General features: G+C 71.9%; 15 protein-coding genes. 5 read left to right on the top strand and 10 right to left on the bottom strand.

The genetic code is table 11. The annotated features are described in order from the left end of the window. The first annotated feature begins 66 nt into the window (after positions 1-66). Positions 67-1,332, top strand: a complete 1,266-nt coding sequence (locus VPH61_RS00965; protein ID WP_332061649.1) for a glycosyltransferase — start codon at positions 67-69, stop codon at positions 1,330-1,332. 378 nt (positions 1,333-1,710) lie between these two features. Here VPH61_RS00965 and VPH61_RS00970 read toward each other — a convergent pair whose 3' ends face one another. Then, entirely contained in the window at positions 1,711-3,081 is a 1,371-nt protein-coding gene (locus VPH61_RS00970) for an NAD(P)/FAD-dependent oxidoreductase (RefSeq protein ID WP_332061650.1), read from the bottom strand. A gap of 111 nt (positions 3,082-3,192) precedes the next feature. Between VPH61_RS00970 and VPH61_RS00975 the strand changes: the two genes are divergently transcribed. After that, positions 3,193-3,804 carry a TetR/AcrR family transcriptional regulator gene (locus tag VPH61_RS00975; RefSeq protein WP_332061651.1) on the top strand — a complete coding sequence of 204 codons (612 nt, stop codon included), beginning with the start codon at positions 3,193-3,195 and terminating at the stop codon, positions 3,802-3,804. A 76-nt stretch (positions 3,805-3,880) separates the two neighbouring features. Here the strand turns inward: VPH61_RS00975 and VPH61_RS00980 are convergent, their stop codons facing one another. The 9 genes from VPH61_RS00980 to VPH61_RS01020 all read right to left on the bottom strand — a co-directional run bounded on the left by VPH61_RS00980 (position 3,881) and on the right by VPH61_RS01020 (position 13,754). Next, on the bottom strand, positions 3,881-5,512 hold the full coding sequence (locus VPH61_RS00980) for an ABC transporter ATP-binding protein (protein WP_332061652.1): 1,632 nt from the start codon (positions 5,510-5,512) through the stop codon (positions 3,881-3,883). 8 nt (positions 5,513-5,520) lie between these two features. Then, positions 5,521-6,618, bottom strand: coding sequence for a serine hydrolase domain-containing protein (locus VPH61_RS00985; protein WP_332061653.1), 1,098 nt, complete (start codon positions 6,616-6,618; stop codon positions 5,521-5,523). Next, on the bottom strand, positions 6,615-7,709 hold the full coding sequence (locus VPH61_RS00990) for a mandelate racemase/muconate lactonizing enzyme family protein (protein WP_332061654.1): 1,095 nt from the start codon (positions 7,707-7,709) through the stop codon (positions 6,615-6,617). Before VPH61_RS00990 ends, VPH61_RS00985 begins: the two co-directional genes overlap by 4 nt. Next, the gene (locus VPH61_RS00995) at positions 7,706-8,203 is read right to left on the bottom strand and encodes a GNAT family N-acetyltransferase (RefSeq protein ID WP_332061655.1); all 498 of its coding nucleotides are present in this window, start codon (positions 8,201-8,203) and stop codon (positions 7,706-7,708) included. The genes VPH61_RS00990 and VPH61_RS00995 overlap by 4 nt, the downstream gene beginning before the upstream one ends. Before the next feature lie 9 nt (positions 8,204-8,212). Continuing rightward, the gene (locus VPH61_RS01000) at positions 8,213-9,382 is read right to left on the bottom strand and encodes an anhydro-N-acetylmuramic acid kinase (RefSeq protein ID WP_332061656.1); all 1,170 of its coding nucleotides are present in this window, start codon (positions 9,380-9,382) and stop codon (positions 8,213-8,215) included. Beyond that, positions 9,379-10,287, bottom strand: a complete 909-nt coding sequence (gene murQ, locus VPH61_RS01005; RefSeq protein ID WP_332061657.1) for an N-acetylmuramic acid 6-phosphate etherase — start codon at positions 10,285-10,287, stop codon at positions 9,379-9,381. The genes VPH61_RS01000 and murQ overlap by 4 nt, the downstream gene beginning before the upstream one ends. Further along, complete coding sequence (locus VPH61_RS01010) at positions 10,284-11,171, bottom strand: ABC transporter permease (protein WP_332061658.1); 888 nt, start codon at positions 11,169-11,171, stop codon at positions 10,284-10,286. The genes murQ and VPH61_RS01010 overlap by 4 nt, the downstream gene beginning before the upstream one ends. Further along, positions 11,168-12,139: an ABC transporter permease gene (locus tag VPH61_RS01015; RefSeq protein ID WP_056005155.1), complete on the bottom strand. Its 972-nt coding sequence runs from the start codon at positions 12,137-12,139 to the stop codon at positions 11,168-11,170. Before VPH61_RS01015 ends, VPH61_RS01010 begins: the two co-directional genes overlap by 4 nt. A gap of 64 nt (positions 12,140-12,203) precedes the next feature. Then, entirely contained in the window at positions 12,204-13,754 is a 1,551-nt protein-coding gene (locus VPH61_RS01020; RefSeq protein WP_332061659.1) for an ABC transporter substrate-binding protein, read from the bottom strand. A gap of 183 nt (positions 13,755-13,937) precedes the next feature. Here VPH61_RS01020 and VPH61_RS01025 point away from each other — a divergent pair, with 183 nt between their 5' ends. The 3 genes from VPH61_RS01025 to VPH61_RS01035 are packed head-to-tail and all read left to right on the top strand — an operon-like array spanning position 13,938 to position 18,900. Further along, entirely contained in the window at positions 13,938-14,843 is a 906-nt protein-coding gene (locus tag VPH61_RS01025) for a MurR/RpiR family transcriptional regulator (protein WP_332061660.1), read from the top strand. Between the two features lie 38 nt (positions 14,844-14,881). Further along, a complete protein-coding gene (locus VPH61_RS01030) occupies positions 14,882-16,012 on the top strand; it encodes an MFS transporter (RefSeq protein ID WP_332061661.1) in 1,131 nt (376 codons plus the stop codon). Then, complete coding sequence (locus VPH61_RS01035; protein WP_332061662.1) at positions 16,009-18,900, top strand: FAD-binding and (Fe-S)-binding domain-containing protein; 2,892 nt, start codon at positions 16,009-16,011, stop codon at positions 18,898-18,900. Before VPH61_RS01030 ends, VPH61_RS01035 begins: the two co-directional genes overlap by 4 nt. Positions 18,901-18,988 lie beyond the last annotated feature (88 nt).

An 18,988-nucleotide genomic window follows, 5' to 3' on the forward strand; every position in this document is an offset into this window, starting at 1 on the left:
CGAGCGATTCGAGCCTCAGCGCCAGCACGGATGCCGCGAGCCCCCGTCGGGCGTAGCCTGCCGGGCATGAGCGACTCCGTTCGCAGCTACCTGTTCGTGCTCACCGACGCCGGCGGCACCGTGCCTCCCGAGATCGGCGTCGCGCGGCGGCTCGTCGCCCGCGGTCATCGTGTCGTCGTGCTCGCCGACGACCCGCTCGAGCACGCGGTGGTCGCGGTCGGCGCGACGTTCCGGCCGACGACCGGGCGCGTGACGGAGCCGTTCGACGACTGGGCGATCCGCACCCCGCCCGGCATCGCGAAGGGCATGGCCGAGCAGATGATCGTCGGCCCGGCGCCGATGCAGGCCGCCGACACGATCGCTGCGATCGACGAGCTCGGCCCCGACCTCGTGGTGGTCTCCTCGTTCGCCGTCGGGGCCATGATCGCGGCCGAGTCGCGCGGCGTGCCGTTCGACCTGCTGATCCCGAACACGTACGCGCTGCCCGCGAAGGGCATGCCGCCGTTCGGCGTCGGGCTCAAACCGGGGCACGGAGCGACGGGCGCGCTCCGCGACCGGGCGTTCGGGGCGGCGGGCAGGCGCCTCTTCGACCACTTCGCACTTGCGCCGCTGAATGCCGTTCGCACCGACCACGGCCTCGACCCGGTCGCGACGATGTGGAACCAGATGCAGCACGCGCGCCGGCAGCTCGTGCTGACGTCGGCCGCGTTCGACTTCCCGGCCGAGCTGCCTGCCAACGCCCGGTACGTCGGACCGATCCTCGACGACCCCGACTGGGCGTCGGAGACGCCGTGGACGCCGCCCGCCGGCGACGACCCGCTCGTGCTCGTCGCGATGTCGTCGACGTTCCAGAACCACGTGGAATGCCTGCAGCGCATCGCGGACGCGCTCGGCGGCCTCCCGGTTCGCGGGGTCGTGACGACCGGGCCGGCCGTCGAGCCGAGGGCGATCCGCGCTCCCGAGAACGTCAGCGTCGTGGCATCCGCCCCGCATCGTCTCGTGATGCGGGGCGCGAGCCTCGTCGTGACCCACGGCGGCCACGGCACGGTCATCAAGACCCTCGCCGCGGGGCTTCCGCTCGTCGTGCTGCATCACGGCCGCGACCAGGCCGACAACGCCGTACGGGTCACGGAGCGCGGCGCGGGCGTCGCGATCTCTCGCCGCTCATCGTCGCAGCGGATCGCGCAGGCGGTCACCCGGGTGCTCGGCGATGCGCGCTACCGGCAAGCGGCGGCGCGGCTCGGCGAGCAGGTGACGACGGATGCCGCAGGCAACGCGTTGCTCGATGAACTCGAGCGCGCTCCGCTCGTGCCGAACGACACGCTCGGATGAGGCGAGGTGCAAGGTCCTGAGCGCGTCGCTCAGATACCACCGCGCAGCGCGCGAATCCAGCGGCGAACACGCCGACTCGGGGGCTGGCGTGTGCACCCTCGACATCCGCGCCCTCGAACCCCTCCGGAAGGAACATCAGCGAGCGGATGCCGCCGTCGCCCACCGCCCACTCGGAGAGGATCGTGCGCCCGGGCCATCCGCGAACCGCATAGACCGGCCGCTCCACGAACGTGCGCCGGATCTGCTCGTCGACGTCGTCGACGACTGCCCAGAACTGCTCAGGAGTGAGTTCGCCCGCGAAGTGCATGCCGACACCCTGACGCACCACAGGCATGCATCACAAGGGCGGGGTCTCGGGTCATCGTCACCGCCAGTCGGTCAGCGCCCCGCGACGAGGTCGGCGATTCGGGCGAGCGGCGAGGTGGTCGCGCGGCCGCGCAGCTCGGCGCGGTCGGCCGCGTGATATGCGCCGTAGATGGCCTGCACGGCCAGCCAGCGGAGCGGCTCGACCTCCCACTTGCGGGCGCGGTGCCCGACCCACGGCAGACGGGTGAGCTCGGTGTCACGTCCGAGCACGAGGTCGCGGAGGGTTCGCCCGGCGAGGTTCGTCGCGGTCACGCCGGTGCCGACGTAGCCGCCGGCCCAGCCGAGCCCGGTGGTGCGGTCGTGGCCGACGGTGGCCGCCCAGTCGCGGGGAACGCCGAGCACTCCCGACCAGGCGTGCTCGATCGCGGCATCCGCTGCCATCGGGAAGAAGCGCGCGAGCAGCGCGCCGAGGCTCTCGATCGTGGCCCGCTGGGTGCGGCCGTCGTGGTCGACGCGCGAGCCGTAGCGGTACGGCACGCCGCGGCCGCCGAACGCGATGCGGTCGTCGGCGGTGCGCTGCGCGTACATGTAGACGTGCGCCATGTCGCCGAGGGTCTCGCGGCCGTTCCAGCCGATCTCGCTCCAGACGGATGCCGCGAGCGGCTCGGTCACGATGAGCGACGAGTTCATCGGCAGCCACGTGCGGTGCTCGCCGCGCAGGTCGGGCGTGAAGCCCTCGGTGGCGCGCAGCACGTGGGCGGCGCGCACGGTGCCGTGGTCGGTGCGGGCCTCGCCCGGTCGGATCTCGGTGACCGTCGTGTCTTCGTAGATCGTGACCCCGAGGCGCTCGACCGCCGCGGCGAGGCCGAGGGCGAGCTTCGCGGGGTGGATGCGTGCGCAGTGCGGGTGCCAGGCGGCACCGAGGATGCCTGCGACGTTCACGCGGGCTGCCGCCGCCTTCGCGTCGAGGAGCTGGACATCGGTCGCGGGCCACGACTGCTCGGCGGCGGCGTACGCCTTCAGCCGGGCGAGCTGGGCGGGCGTGTAGGCGACTTCGAGCTCGCCGCCCTTGTGCACGTCGGCGTCGATGCCCTCGGCCGCGGCGACCGCGACGACCTCGTCGACGGTCTCGTTGAGCGCCACCTGCTGGGCGATCGCGGCGTCGCGGCCGCGGGACGTCACGTACTGCTCGCGGCCGCCGGTGACGGAGTTGGTCAGCCAGCCGCCGTTGCGGCCCGAAGCGCCGTACCCGGCGAAGCGCCGCTCGAGCACGGCCACGCGCAGGTCGGGCTGGTCGCGCTTCAGGTAGTACGCCGCCCAGAGACCGGTGTAGCCGGCGCCGACGATCGCGACGTCGACGTCGAGGTCGCCGGGCAGTGCCGGGCGCGGGGTCGGCAGGCCGACCTGCTGCAGCCAGAACGAGACTCCGCCGTTCGCGGTCATGCGGGGTCCTCTCGGATGGGGTTCGACGACGACATATCGACGTGTTTTACAACAGTGTTTTGAAACGTAGCGGCGAGCTGGCAGGCTGTCAACCGAAGGAAGGGACGCCCCGTGCCGATCGACGTCGATACCGACGAACGCCTCGCCGACATCGCCCGAGCGACCGTCGAGGTCGCCCGCGAGCGCGGCACGCGCGCCGTCACCCTGCGCGCCGTCGCCGAGCGCCTCGGCCGCTCGACCGCGTACATCACGAACTTCGTACCCTCGCGCGCCCACCTCATGGCCAACGCCCTCGACCACGCCCGCACGCAGTGGGACGTCGAGCGGCGCGAGCACCTCGGCGACCTCGTCGGCATCGAACGCCTCGCCGCCCTCACCCGGTGGATGTGCACCTCCGACCCCGAGGAGAACGTGCTGCGCAGCCTCTGGATCGAGGTCATCGCCGACGTGCACGGTGCGAACGAGCGCGCCTACCGCGTCGTGCGAGGGGTGACGGATGCCACGTACGAGAAGTTCCTCGACGGTGCCGAGCACGTCGAGCACGACGGGACATCCGTCGATCTCGACACGGCCGCCCACATCGCCGACATCCTGTACCTGTACTGCCGGGGTTATGAGGTCAAGGCCGTCGAGGACCCGGTGTCGTGGACGGATGCCCGGGTGCAGGCCTCGCTCGAGGTGCTGCTGCGAACGCTCGTGTTCGGGCGTGCGCCGGTCGGGTAGCCGGCGCGTCGAGCACCCGCCGATCGAGGAGCGAGCGCCGGCGAGCGTATCGAGATCCTCGCCGGCGCCCGATGGCTCACGACGCCAAGGTTGCCCCGGGGATCGCCGCGAGGAGTTCGCGGGTGTACGGGTCCTGCGGGTCGTCGAAGATCTGCTCGGGCGTGCCGCTCTCGACGATGCGGCCGCGCTGCATCACGTGCACCTCGTCGGAGATCATGCGCACGACCGCGAGGTCGTGGCTGATGAAGAGGTAGCTGAGGCCGAGGCGGGCCTGCAGACCGGCGAGCAGCTCGAGGATCTGCGCCTGCACGAGCACGTCGAGCGCCGAGACGGCCTCGTCGAGCACGACGAGCTCGGGCTCGAGGGCGAGGGCACGGGCGATCGCGACGCGCTGGCGCTGGCCGCCCGAGAGCTCGTGCGGGAGGCGCGAGGACATCGCCGTCGGGAGGGCGACCTGCTCGAGCAGCTGCGCGACCCGCGTGCGGCGGCTCGCGGCGTTGCCGATGCGGTGCACCTTGAGCGGCTCGGCGATCGACTCCTCGACCGTGTACCGCGGATCGAGCGAGGCGTACGGGTTCTGGAAGACGGGCTGCACGCGGCGCCGGAAGGCGAAGAGCTCGCGGCGCTTCAGGGCGGTCAGGTCGGTGCCGTCGAAGGCGATGCGGCCCGAGGTGATCTGCTCGAGCCCGAGCACGAGGTTGGCCGTCGTGGACTTGCCCGACCCCGACTCCCCCACGATCGAGACCGTCTTGCCGCGCGGGATCGTGAAGCTCACGCCGTCGACCGCCGTGAACGTGGTCGGCTCCCCCGCCTTCGGTGACCGGAGGTGGAACTCCTTGCGGAGGTCGCTGACCTCCACGAGGGGCACGGCGTCGGCCTCGCCGCCGCGGATCGGCAGGGGCTCCCGTCGAGAGGCGAGGCTCGGCGCGGCAGCGAGGAGCTGCTTCGTGTAGTCGTGCTGCGGATTCTCGAGCACCTCCTGCGAGGTGCCGGTCTCGACGATGCGGCCGCGGAACATGACGACGATGCGATCGGCTCGCTCGGCGGCGAGGGCGAGGTCGTGCGTGATGAGGAAGACCGCGGTGTCCATCTCGCCGGTCAGCTGGTCGAGCTGGTCGAGGATGCGGCGCTGCACCGTCACGTCGAGGGCCGACGTCGGCTCGTCGGCGATGAGCAGCCGCGGCTGGCAGGCGAGACCCATGGCGATGAGGGCGCGCTGGCGCATGCCGCCCGAGAACTCGTGCGGATACTGCCGCGAGCGCTGCTCGGGGTCGGGGATGCCGACGAGCTCGAGCAGCTCGACCACGCGGGCTCGCACGGCGTCGCCGGTGCCGTACCCGTGCACCTCGAGCGCCTCGCCGATCTGCTCGCCGACCCGCATGAGCGGATTGAGGTTCGACATCGGGTCCTGCGGCACGAGGCCGATGCCCGCGCCGCGGAGCTTCACGAGCTCGTTCTCGCCGAGCTCGGTGATCTCCCGGCCCTCGAAGCGGATGCTGCCCGCGGTGATGACGCCGTTCTCCGGCAGCAGCCGGTTGATCGCGGCGGCGGTGGTCGACTTGCCCGAGCCCGACTCGCCCACGATCGCGACGGTCTCGCCGGCCGCGACGTCGATCGAGACGTCGTCGACGGCGGTGACGAGCTCGCCACCCGAGCGGAAGGCGATCGAGAGGCCGCTGATACGGAGCACCGGTTCGTTCGTGGTCATGTTCGCGTTCACTCCTGTGTGCTGAGGGTCGAGGCGAGCGCGTCGAGCACGCGCTGCCAGAGGATGTCGGTGGGTTCCGGCTCGGCCGCGAGCAGGCGATTGCTCGCGAAGGCCACGGCGATGCCGCGCCCGGGCACGAAGCCCACGGCGCAGCCGGTGAATCCGGGGTGCCAGAGCAGCGGCATCCGCTCGCCCTGCACGGTGAGTTCGCGCCGCCGCCAGCCGAGCGCCTGTTCGGCGTCGGGTCCGGCCCCGACGAGGTCGGCCGTGACGTCGGGGTTCCAGAGCTCGGGCCGTTCATCGGCTCGGCTGAGCGCGGCCGCGACGTCGAGCACGTCGTCGACGGACCCGAAGAGCCCCGCGTGCCCGGCGACGCCGCCGAAGGCGTGGAAGCAGTTGCCGTCGTTGGCCTCGCCGTTGACGGGCCCGGTGCGCCAGGCGAAGCCCGGATCGCTCCATGCCACGGGGTACGGATGCCCCGTGGCGACCATGCGGCGTTCGGCCTCGTCTCCGCGGGAACTCGTCGCGGCCTCGACCCCGACGGGACCGTAGCCGAGCGAGCGGATGCCGAGCGGGCGCGCGACGAGCTCGCGCACGGCCAGGTCGAGCGGCTGCCCGGCCACGGCCTCGACGACCCGGCCGAGGTGCATGAACCCGAGGTCGGAGTAGTGCCGCTCGCTGCGCGCGGCGTACCGGAGCGGCAGCGCGTCGATCGTGGCGAGCGGATCGTCGCCCGGGGCGAGGTAGAGCGGCTGCCACTCCCAGAGCCCGGCGCGGTGCTGCAAGAGGTCGCGGATGCTCGTTTCGGCGTCTCCGCCGTAGCTCGGCACGAACCTCGTGACGAGGTCGTCGAACGCGAGCTCGCCCATCGAGGCGAGACGGTGCAGCGCCGTGGTCGTGCCGACGACCTTGCTCACCGAGGCGAGATCGTGCAGCGTGCCGCGACGCATCGCTGCGGCGACGGGCCGCTCGGGCGCGGCGCGGCCCGCCGCGGCGACGTGTCGTGCTCCGTCGAGGTCGATGCCGATCACGCAGCCGGCAGGCGCCCCGGTGCCCGGCGCGATGATCGCCTCGGCGGCGGCGAGGAGGATCTCGTGGGCGCTCATGCGGCCACCTGCCCGGCGAGCCCGAGGATGCCGAGACCCGGAGCATCCGCGAGCACGGCTCGATCGCCCGCATACTCGAGCCCGCCGTCGACGGGCGAAGTATGCAGCCACAGTCCGGCGTCGAGGTCGTGCACCGCTCCCGGGCGGATCGCAGCGGCGAGCGATGCGGCGGAGGCGACGCCCACGGCGCTCTCCATCATGCAGCCGACGAGCACCTCGACGCCCGCGGCCCGAGCCTCGGCCGCGAGGCGCAGCGCCTCGGCGGGGCCGCCGGTCTTGGCGAGCTTGATGTTGACGAGGTCGGCGGCTCGGCGGCGCACGATGCGGCGCAGGTCGAGGCTCGTCCAGACCGACTCGTCAGCGAGGATCGGGGTGTCGACGGCGGCCGTCACCTCGGCGAGGCCGTCGAGATCTGCGGCGGCCACGGGCTGCTCGACGAGTTCGAGGCCGACGCCCGCATCCTCGGCCTCGCGGATGACCCGGATCGCGGCGCCGCGCCTCCATGCCTGGTTCGCGTCCACGCGCAGCACGACCTCCGGTCCGAGCTCGTCGCGCAGTGCCACGAGGGCCGGCACGACCGCATCCTCGGCCGCCGCCTTGACCTTGATGCAGCCGAACCCATCGTCGACGTGTGCACGGGCACGTGCCACGAGTCCGTCGACGGAGCCCGCCGAGAGCGTCATGTCGGTGCGCACGTGTGCGATGCCGTGCTCGGCGCCGAAGAGGTCGGCGACGCGGCATCCGGCGGTCTGCGCGGCCAGGTCGGTCAGGGCGCACTCCACGGCGCTCCTCGCCGAGCTGTTGCCGACGACCGCTGCGGCGATGGCGGCGGCCCACCGCTCGTGCTCGACGATCGGGACCCCGAGCACGGCCTCGGCGATCGGACCCGCGACGGCCGCCCGAACACTCTCGGGGCTCTCCCCGGTCACGCGCCAGCTCGTGGGCGCCTCGCCCCATCCGCTGCGCCCGTCGCCGTCGACCGCCTCGACGAGCATCACGTCGATCTCGTCTACGCGGCGGATCGCCGTGACGAAGGGTCGCACGAGCGCGCTCGGCACCCGGTGCACCCGGAGTTCGACGAGCCGGGTCATGCCGGCCCCCGTCCACCACGGCGGAGTCGAAGCTCCGGCTCGCCGAACTCCGCCTGCGTGCGCGCTCCCCCGTCGGGCAGCCATCCACGGCCCCGGTAGAACGCGATCGACGGCGCGTTCGCCGCGAAGACCCAGAGCGCCACGGATTCCGCGCCGCCGTCGCTGAGGGAGTCGAACGCGGCATCGAGCAGGCGCGTGCCGAGGCCGAGCCCCCTGGCGTCGGGCGAGACGTAGAGCGAATGCACCGCACCGCCATCGCCCTCCTGCCCGGGCGCGAACCGCGCGACGCCCTGCACGAGGCCGTCGTGCTCGGCGACGAGCACCGTGCCCTCGGTCGAGGCGAGCACCCGGCGCCAGAGCGCCTGCGCACGGTCATCCGTCATCGCCTCGATCGCCGCAGCCGGCAGCACGCCGACGTAGCTCTCACGCCAGCAGGCGAGGAAGACGGCGACGATCGCGTCGCGGTCGTCGCTCGTCGCGGGGCGAAGCGTCACGGGCATGGTTCAGCGACCCGCCTCGAGCACGAGCGACCGGAGACCGTCGACCGGCTTCGGCAGCACGAGCGCGCCGTCGCCCGGGGTGATGGTGCCGAGGATGCGGGGGGCGCGGGCACCGGTGCCGCCGGGAACGGTCGCCGGGATGCCGTGCAGGGTGCACCAGCCGATGAGGGCGAAGGCGATGGCCTCCTTGCTGTCGGCCGGGGCTCCGAGCTCGTCGGCGAGCACCACCTCGACGTCGGGAAGCGCAGCGCGGAGCCCGTCGAGGATCAGCGGATTGCGGCATCCGCCGCCCGAGACGGCGAGGAAGCCGATGCCGGCCGAACGCACGTCGCGGGCGACCGACTGCACCGTGAGCTCGGTGAGGGTGCGCACGAGGTCGGCGACCGCGAGCGAGCGGCCGAGCCGCGTCTCGGCGTCGCGCACGTAGGCGAGGTGGAAGTGCTCCTTGCCCGTGCTCTTCGGCGCCGTCAGCGCGTAGTAGGGGTCGGAGAGGAGCAGTGCGAGCAGTTCGTCGTCGACCGTGCCGCCCGATGCGATTCGGGCGTCGTCGTCATAGCCGAGGTCGTTCAGCGCCTCGTCGACGACGACCGCGTCGACGAGGGCGTTCGCCGGGCCGATGTCGTAGGCGACGAGCGAGCCCTCGCCGACGACGGTCATGTTGGAGATGCCGCCGAGGTTCAGTGCGGCCGAGACACCCGAACGCCCGCGGAGCAGCAGCTCGTCGAGGAAGGAGACGAGCGGTGCGCCGTGGCCGCCGGCGACGATGTCGCGGATGCGCACATCGGAGACGACGGGCACGCCCAGCCGTTCGGCGATCCACGCGGGCTGGCCGATCTGCAGCGTGCCGAGCGCGTGCGCGCCGTCGACCCAGTGGTAGACGGTCTGCCCGTGCGAGGTGACCGCGTCGACCCCGCCGACCGCATCGCGAGCGGCGAGGGCCGCTTCGGCGAACGCCTGGCCGATGAGCGTGTCGAGCTCGCAGATCTCGGCGAGCGTCGTCTGCGCCGGCGGCAGGGCGGCGATCAGCCGCTCGCGCAGGGCCGGCGCGTACGACGTCGTGGCGTCGTGGAGCACACGCCCCGAGAGCACGCCGTCGCGCTCGGAGAACTCGACGACGGCGACGTCGATGCCGTCGTGCGAGGTGCCGGAGATCATGCCGAGAACACGCATCATGCACCTTCCATCGCGGGCCGGAGCCGGCCGCCTGCTGCAGCCAGGCGCGCCTCGGCCTCTGACTGCGAGAGGCCGCGAGCGAGCACGAGCACCGAGGTCTTCACGTCGTAGTCGTTGCCGTCGAGGGTGGCAGCCGCCCGCTCGCGCGGCACCCCGGCGATCTCGGCCACCATCCGCACCGCGCGGTCGCGGAGCTTGTGGTTCGTGGGCTTCAGGTCGACCATGAAGCTGCCGTAGGTCTTGCCCTGGCGCACCATCACGATCGTCGAGAACATGTTGAGCACGAGCTTCTGCGCCGTGCCCGCCTTCAGCCGCGTCGAGCCCGTGAGCACCTCGGGGCCGACGGCCACCTCGATCGGGAACTCGGCGGCGGAGCTCAGCGCCGTGTCGACGTTGCACGAGAGGCCCACCGTGAGGGCGCCGAGCTCGCGAGCCCGTTCGACGGCCGCGATCACGTACGGCGTGCGACCGCTCGACGCGATGCCGATGACCGTGTCGAGCGGGCCGATCCTCGCCTCGTCGATCGCGGCGGCACCGGCGTCGGCGTCGTCTTCAGCACCCTCCGTCGGAGTGACGATCGCCGACGAGCCGCCCGCCATGATCGCGAAGACCAGCTCGGGCGGCGTGCTGAACGTCGGCGGGCACTCCGAGGCGTCGACCACGGCGATGCGACCGGGGGTGCCGGCGCCCACGTAGACCAGTCGCCCGCCACGCGACATCCGCTCGCTCGCCGCTTCGATCGCCGGAACGATCTGCGGGAGGGCGCGTTCGACCGCGCCGGGGACCGTGGCGTCGGCCTCGTTCATGGCCGCGGCGATCTCCGCCACGCTCATGCGGTCGAGCTCGGCGTAGCGCGGGTTGCTCGCCTCGGTGGCGAGGTCCGCCAGGTCGTCGTCGAGCGTCATTTCTTTCCTCTGTTTCTGGGGTCGAGTGCGTCGCGGAGACCGTCACCGAGCAGGTTCAGTCCGACGACGAGGAGGACGACGACCGCGCCGGGCGCGATCATGGTCCACGGCGCGATGCCGATGAGCGTGCGCGCCTCGAAGATCATGGAGCCGAGCGACGGGGCCGGCGGCGGGGTGCCGAGTCCAAGGAAGCTGAGCGACGCCTCGGTCAGCACGGCCCACGAGAGCGAGAGCGTGACCTGCACGATGATGATCGACGTGATGTTGGGCAGCACGTGCCGGAACATCACCATCGAGCGGCTCTGCCCCGTGCTCGTCGCGGCCTTCACGTACTCGATCTCGCGGAGGGAGAGCACGGGCCCGCGGGTCACGCGGATGAAGATCGGCACGTAGACGATCGCGATGGCCACGGCGATCGTGAACCAGTTGCGATCGAAGACCGAGGCGAGCGACAGCGCGAGGAGCAGCGGTGGGAACGCGAACAGCACGTTCGTGACGCCCGAGATCACGCCGTCGGAGACGCCGCGGTAGAACCCGGCGACGAGCCCGCAGAACGTTCCCACGAGGGTGGCGAACGCCACCGCGACGAGCGAGATGAGCGCCGAGTTGGCGACACCCGCCGCCACGCGCGAGAAGACGTCGCGGCCGAACTGGTCGGTGCCGAACCAGTGCTCGGCCGACGGCGGCTGCAGTCGCGCCGGCGGATCCTGCGCGATCGGGTCGTAGGGCAGCAGGCCGAACGCCGAGAGCAGGCTGAGCACGCCCAGCACGATGATGATGACGAGGCCGACGAGGCCGCTCCGGCTGCGGAGGAGCAGGCGCACCCGCTCCATGGTCCGCCCGCCGCCGGGAGCGAGGGTCGCGGTCTGAGTGATGTCGGTCATGCGGCACGCACCCTCGGGTCGATCATGCGGTAGAGCACATCGGTCAGCAGGTTCACGATCACGAACGAGAGCGCGATGATCAGCACGGTGCTCTGCACGAGTGCGTACTCCTTCTGCTGGATGCCGAGCAGCACCTGACGGCCGATGCCCGGCAGCGAGAAGATCTGCTCGACCACGACGGCGCCGCCGAGCAGGTAGCCGAACTGCAGGCCGGTCATCGTGACGATCGGCACGAGCGCGTTGCCGAGCACATGCTTGGCCTGGAGCCGGCGGGGCGGAACGCCCTTCGCCTTCGCCGTGCGGATGAAGTCGTTCGAGCGGATCTCGAGCACGGCCGTGCGCGTCGTGCGCATGATGGGGGCCGCGATGCCGAAGCCGAGCACGATCGACGGCAGGAGCATCTGCTGCAGGTTCAACCACGGGTCGTCGACGAGGTAGGCGTAGCCCTCGCCGTTGGGGTTGAACCCGAAGCTCGAGGCGAGCACGGCGAGGAGCGTCGTCGCGAGCAGGAACGCGGGGATCGAGAGCCCGGCGAGGCCGACGACCTGCCCGAAGGCGTCACGGGGAGAGTCGGGCCTCGACGCCGACAGCATCCCGAGCGGGATGCCGATGAGGAGCGCGAGCACGATCGAGAAGATGGCGAGCTCGATGGTCACCGGAAGCGACTGCGCCGTCAGCTCGAGCACGCTCTGCTGCGCGCGGGCCGAGAAGCCGAGGTTGCCGGTGAAGATGTTGCCGAGCCAGCTGAAGAACTGCACGATGAGCGGCTGGTCGAGACCGTAGTACGCCTCGAGCTGCTGCTGTTGCGCGGGTGTGAGGGCCGCGGCCTCGGTGCCGAGGCCGGCCGTGATCTGGTTGCCGGGGATCGCCCGCAACATGATGAAGACGAACACCGCAACGCCGAGCAGCGTCGCCAGTGCGGCGAGGATGCGCCGGAGCACCGGGTTCCTGAAGAGTCGTCGAAGCATGGTCTTCCGTGGGTTGGGCCGAACGGCGCGACGTGAGTGTGGGGACGCCGCGCCGTTCGGGGTCTTAGTTGACCGTCGTGGTGCGGAGGTACTGCAGCGAGCCGTTGGCCATGGGCGTGAAGCCCTGCACCTCGGACGACGCAGCGGTGTAGGAGTAGCTCGTGAAGAGCCAGACCCACGCGGCGTTGTCTTCGAGGTGCTCCGAGATCTGCGCGTAGATGTCCTTGCGCTCATCGGGGTCGGAGCTCTGCTTGCCCTCGGCGAACAGCGCATCGAGTTCGGGAGAGCTGTAGCCGGCGACCTGGTTCAGGTTGCCCGTGCTCGTGAAGTAGCGGCCGTACATGCCGTCGGGGTCGGGGCGTCCGCCGTTCAGGGCGACGGCCGCGTCGAAGTCGGCGGCGATCCAGCGGTCGACGAAGGCGCCCGACTCGAGCACCTCGAGCTCGAGGGTGATGTTCGCCTCGGCCAGCTGAGCCTTCAGGTTCTGCGCCTCGTTGACGCTCGTCGCATACTCGCCCTGCGAGACGATCGTCTTGATCGTCACGCCGTCGGACTTGCCGGCCTTGTCGAGGTACTCCGCGGCCTGGTCGAGGTCGCGCTCGGGGCAGGGCCGGGCGTCGGGGTCGGAGCGGTACGCCGGCGACGTGATCGGACCGGTCACCTCGCCCTCGCCGAGGGCGGCGGTGTCGAGCACCTCCTGGCGGTCGACGGCGCACTGGATCGCGAGGCGCACGTTGACGTCGGCGAGGTCGCCGCGACGCGCGTTCAGCTGCAGTGCGTGGTAGCTGAGCTGGGGGGTCTTCTCGACGGTGACGGTGCCGCTCTCGGCGGTCTGCGCGACGAGCGGGTCGTCGAAGACTGCGAGCTGCACGTTGCCCGACTGCATGGCCGAGACGATCGAGGACTCGTCGGGGATCACGCGGAACTCGACGGTGTCGAGCTTCGCGGCGTCGCCCCAGTAGGCGTCGTTCTTGGCGAGCGTCAGCGACTGGCTGGCCTTGCGGTCCTCGAGCACGAACGGCCCGGTGCCGTTCGGCGTCGTGTTGAGGTCGGCCTCGGTGTCGTCCGACGAGAGCATCGCCATGTTGATGACGGCGAGGTTCGCCGGCAGGGCTGCGTCGGGCGCGGTCAGCGTGAGCACGACGGTCTGCTCGTCGGGCGCCTCGATGGCGGCGACCGACGCGAGCGAGGTGCGCGAGACGGCGGCGGTCGCCTCGGCCTGGATGGCCTCGAGCGAGAACTTCACGTCTTCGGAGCCGAAGGTCGAACCGTCGGCGAAGGTGACGCCTTCGCGCAGCTTGAAGGTCACGGTGAGGCCGTCCTCCGACGCCTCCCACGACTCGGCGAGGCCGGGCACGACATTGAGGTCGGCGTCGAACTCGGTCAGGGTGCCATAGAGGTTCTGCAGCACGTTGACGGCCTGGAACTGGGTGGCCTTCCAGGGGAAGAGCGTGTCGGGGTCGCTCGTGACGCCGATGACGAGCGCGCCTCCGGCCGTGCCCTCGTCGGTCGGCGCGGGCTTCGCCGGGCTGCAGCCGGTGATCGTCAATGCGACGGCCGCTGCCAGGCCGACCGCTGCGAGGGCGCCGCGTACACCGCGGTTGCCTCCGTTCATGGGGGAACTCCTCAGGGCTATGTGCGCCTCGTCCGGTGGTACTGCGCTGTGTGCGCCGGGTCGAAGAGCATCGGTGATCTCAGTAGGTCATAAAAGTACATCACATTGGCTAGGCGTGTAACAAAATTTCTCCTAGGGTGGTGTCAGCCCCCGACGGGGCATCGACAATCGACGAGGAGACTGATGCCCACTCACGAGCTCAGGGCCGACGAGCCCGGCCGTCGCCCGGTGCTCGTGCGCATCCGGGCGATCCTGCCCGAATTGCGCCCGAGCGAGCAGCGCATCGCCTCGCTGTTCGTCGCGGAGCCCGCGACGATCGCCGAACTCTCGATCGCCGAACTCGCCGCCCGCTGCAACACCTCGACCACCTCGGTCGTGCGCTTCTGCAAGCGGATGGGCTACGAGCACTTCAAGGACCTCCGCATGGACGTGCTCCGCGACGTCGCCCGCGAGACGTTCCAGGCCGCCGGGCTGCCGGAGATCTCGGGCGACATCGACCGCGACGACACGCTCGACGACATCGTGGCGAAGGTCTCGATGGCCGAGACGCTCTCGATCGCCGACACCGCGAAGGGGCTCGACATCGTCGCGCTGAAGGCCGCCGTCGACGCGGTCGGCACCTCCGCTCGCGTCGACATCTTCGGCGTCGGGGCGAGCTCGTTCGTCGGCCTCGACCTGCAGCAGAAGCTCACCCGCATCGGTCGCACGGCGCTGAACTGGTCGGACCCGCACGCCGCATGGACCTCGGCGGCGACGCTGCGGCCCGGCACCGTGGCGATCGCCGTCTCGCACAGCGGCGGCACCGTCGACACGATCGAGTTCCTCGCCATCGCGCGCGCCTCGGGCGCCACGACGATCGCGATCACCAATCACGACCACTCCACGATCGCCGAGCACGCCGACATCGTGCTGACCACCGCGGCCCGCGAGACCGGGTTCCGCTCGGGCGCGCTCGGCAGCCGCATCGCCCAGCTCATGGTCGTCGACTGCGTCTTCATCGGCGTCGCGCAGGCCAGCTACGACCAGTCGATGGAGGCGATCCGCAACACCTACGCGGCGGTCCACCACCTCCGCGCGCGCCGCCCGTGACCCCGGCGGTTCGGGGACTCCACGCCGCGTTCGCCGGCATGGGTGCCACCGCGGCGGCCATCCCCGCCGTGCTGCCGTCGGTCGAGCAGGCGGTCGGCGCATCCGTCGCGTCAGCGGTGCCCGCTCTCTTCGGCGGCCTGCTCGTCGGCGTGCTCGCGTCGGGCCTCCAGCTGCGTCGGGTGCGAGCCATGCACCTTGCGGCGATCGGATGCCTCGTGCAGGCGATCGCCCTCGGCGGCGCCGCCCTCGCCCCCACCGCGACGGCCTTCATCGTCTTCGCGGCCGTCGCCGGCCTCGGGTTCGGGCTCACCGAGGCATCCGCGAGCCTCGCCTCGAAGGCGGTCTCGACGACCTCGACGGCCGCCGTCCTCACCGCGCTCACGGCGACGGTCGCCGTGACCGCGGCGCTCACGCCCTTCCTCGTCGCTGCCGCGGCGGGCACCGGGCGGCCGCCGCTCGTGCTCCTCGTGGTCGCCGCCGCGCAGGTCGCCGCCGCCATCGCGCTTGTCGCCGGCGCGCGCGGCATCGCGGCGCCCGCCCCCGTCCGCGGCGAGCGACCACGCGGCCTTCGACGTGCGAGCCTGCTCGCCCTGCTGCCGCTCGCGATCGCGCTTCCCCTCTACGTCGGGGTCGAGACCGTCTTCGCCGGATGGTCGGCCGTGATCCCCGCCGAACTCCTGCAGGTCGATCCCGCCGCTGCCGCGATCGGCACCTCGGTGTTCTGGGCGCTCATGGCGGTCGGCCGATTCGTCTCGTCGGCGATGCTGCGGAGCGGTGCCACGGCGCGAACCGCCCTGCTGATGGGCCTCGTCACCGCCGCCGCGATGCTCGCCCTCGCCGCAGTCGTCACCCCGGCGGCCCCGACGTTCGGCCTCGTCGCCATCGCCCTCGCCGTGGTCGGCCTCGCCCCGACGTATGCCCTCACGGTCGGCCTCGCGCTCGATCGCCTCGATGAGACCGAAGCGGCGAAGGCGACGGGCGTGCTCGTCGCCTGCGGTGCGGCCGGCGGCAGCGCCGTCCCCGCCGCGATCCTCCTCCTCACCGACGACCCGACCGCACCGGCGACCTTCGTCGCGACCGCCGTCATCTGCGTGATCGTCGCCGCACTGTCGGCGATCCGCGTCAGCGCCACCAGCAGCCCCGCCGCCACAGGAAGCCGAACCGCATGACCGTGCCAGCCACCGCACACCGCTCCGCCGTCGAACCCGGCGACGCCCGTCTCGCCGCCGGCCTCCGCTTCGCGCTCGACAACGCAGCCTCGGCCTCGCCTCCGTCAACGGTCCCGACGGCGCTGGCGGCCGCGGATGTCTCGGTCACCGAGTTCGATCGCATCGTCGCGGGAGTCGACGCCTCGCACGTGCTGCTGACGCCCTCCGCCGTGGTCACGCCTCGCAGCGTCGAGCAGGTCGCGGCGGCGCTCCGCTTCGCGGCAGAGACGGGGCTCGGGGTCACCGTGCGCTCGGGCGGCACGAGCCTCTCGGGCCAGGCATCGACCGAAGGCATCCTGCTCGACACGCGCACCGCGTTCCGCCGCATCCAGGTCGAGGCCGGCGGCGACCGTGTGCGCGTGCAACCCGGAGCGACGGTCCGGCAGGTCAACGCCCGGCTGCTCCGCCACGGCCGGAAGCTCGGGCCCGACCCGGCCAGCGAGATCGCCGCGACCGTCGGCGGAGTGATCGCCAACAACTCGAGCGGCATGGCGTGCGGCACCCATCACAACAGCTACCGCACGCTCGCGGGGCTGACCATCGTGCTGCCGAGCGGCACCGTCGTCGACACCTCGGCGCCCGATGCCGATCGGCGGCTCGCCGCCGCCGAGCCCGTGCTGCACGCCGGCCTCGGGCGCCTCCGCGACCTCGTTCGCAGCCGTCCCGACCTGCGAGCCGAGGTCGAGCGCCAGTATCGCGGAAAGAACACGATGGGCTACGGCCTGAACTCGCTGCTCGACTTCACCGAACCCGTCGAGATCCTCGCGCACCTCATGGTCGGCAGCGAGGGCACCCTCGGGTTCGTCGCCGAAGCGGTCTTCGACACCGTGCCGATCGCCTCCAGCATCGCCACGGCGCTCGTCGTGTTCCCCTCGCTCGACGCGGCCACCGGCATCCTGCCGGTCCTCGTCGACACTGGCGCCGCCACGCTCGAACTGATGGACGCGGCGTCGCTCCGCGTGATCCAGGCCGACCCCGCGGCATCCGGCATCATCGACGACGTCGTGATCGAGGGGCACGCGGCACTGCTCGTGGAGTACCACGGCCGCGACGACGACGACCTCGCCAGGCAGCTCGCCCTGGCCGCCGCAGCCCTCGCGGCGGCCGGCGCACCCGCGCTCGAGGCCACTCGCGACCCCAAGGAGCGAGCCCGGCTCTGGCATTTCCGCAAGGGCCTGTATGCGGCGATCGCCGGCGCCCGGCGACCGGGCACCACCGCGCTGCTCGAGGACATCGCAGTGCCCGTCGAACAGCTGGCGGCGACCTGCGCGGCCCTGCAGACCCTCTTCGACCGCCACGGCTACGCCGACGCAGTCATCTTCGGGCATGCGAAGGACGGCAACATCCACTTCCTCCTCACCGAGGACTTCACCACCCCCGACGCGATCCCGCGGCAGGAGCGATTCACCGAGGAACTCGTCGAGCTCGTGCTCGGCGCCGGCGGCACGCTCAAGGCCGAGCACGGCACGGGCCGCATCATGGCGCCGTTCGTCGAACGCCAGTTCGGCGCCGAGCTCTACGGCGTCATGCGCAAGGTCAAGGCGCTCTGCGACCCCGCCGGCGTGCTGAATCCCGGCGTGCTGCTCACCGATTCACCGACCGCGCACCTCGAGCACCTGAAGCTCACGCCCGAGGTCGAGTCCGAGGTCGACCGCTGCGTCGAGTGCGGATACTGCGAGCCCGTCTGCCCGAGCAAGGACGTCACGATCACCCCGCGTCAGCGCATCGCCGTGCGCCGAGCGCGAGCCGCGGCGAGGGCGGCGGGCGACCCCGAGCTCGATGCCCGCCTCGCGGATGCCGAGGAGTACGCCTCGGTCGAGACCTGCGCCGCCGACGGCATGTGCCAGACGGCGTGCCCGGTGATGATCAACACGGGCGACCTCGTGCGGCGCCTGCGGGAACAGGAGGCGAACGGGCCGACCCGCACGATCGCCGCAGGTCTCGCGAAGACCTGGGCGCCGGTGTCGAGGGGCGCCGCGCTCGCCCTCACCGCCGCGAAGGCCGTGCCGCCGATCGCGGCGGCGGCGAGCGCCGCCGGGCGGGCAGTGCTCGGCACCGACGTCGTGCCGCAGTGGACGGGCGACCTGCCGCGCGGCGGGGCGAAGCGCGCGCACGCCTCGGCGCCGAACGGCGACGTCGTCTTCTTCTCGGCCTGCGTCGGCTCGATGTTCGGCCCGGCCGACGACGGCATCGGCGCGGCATCCGCGTTCCGCCTGCTCTGCGAGCGGGCGGGCGTCGAGCTCGTCACGCCCGCCGGCATCGACGGGCTGTGCTGCGGCACGCCGTGGAAGTCGAAGGGCCTCGCGGCCGGCTACGCGACCGCGATCGAGAAGACGGTGCGCGCCCTGCTCGCCGCATCCGACGGCGGGCGCCTGCCGATCGTCTGCGACAACTCCTCGTGCACCGAGGGCCTCGTGCACGCGCTCGAGAACGTCGGGGAGCTCGACGGCGCACCGGTCTCGCTCCGCATCGTCGACGCCGTCGACTTCGCGGCCGAGCGGCTGTTGCCCGCCCTCGACGTCGGCGAACGGCTCGACTCGCTCGCGCTGCATCCGACGTGCTCGAGCACGCGGCTCGGCTCGAACGACCACCTGCGGCAGCTCGCGACGGCGGTCGCGGTCGACGCGGTGGTGCCCGACGCCTGGGGCTGCTGCGCCTTCGCCGGCGACCGCGGCATGCTCCACCCCGAACTGACGGCGTCGGCGACGGCGGCCGAGGCCGCGGAGCTCGCCGAACGCGACTTCGACGCGCACGCCTCGTGCAACCGCACGTGCGAGATCGGCATGACGCGCGCGACCGGCGAGTCGTACGTGCACATCCTCGAACTCCTCGAGCGCGCGACCCGCTGAGCGAGGTGGTGCTGCGCACGCTCGTGTTCGGGCGCTGATCGGGTGATGGACTGTCGAGGCGTGCAGCAGCGATATCGGACACTGTTGT

This window comes from Agromyces sp. CCNWLW203, assembly GCF_036576125.1.
Classification (GTDB): domain Bacteria; phylum Actinomycetota; class Actinomycetes; order Actinomycetales; family Microbacteriaceae; genus Agromyces.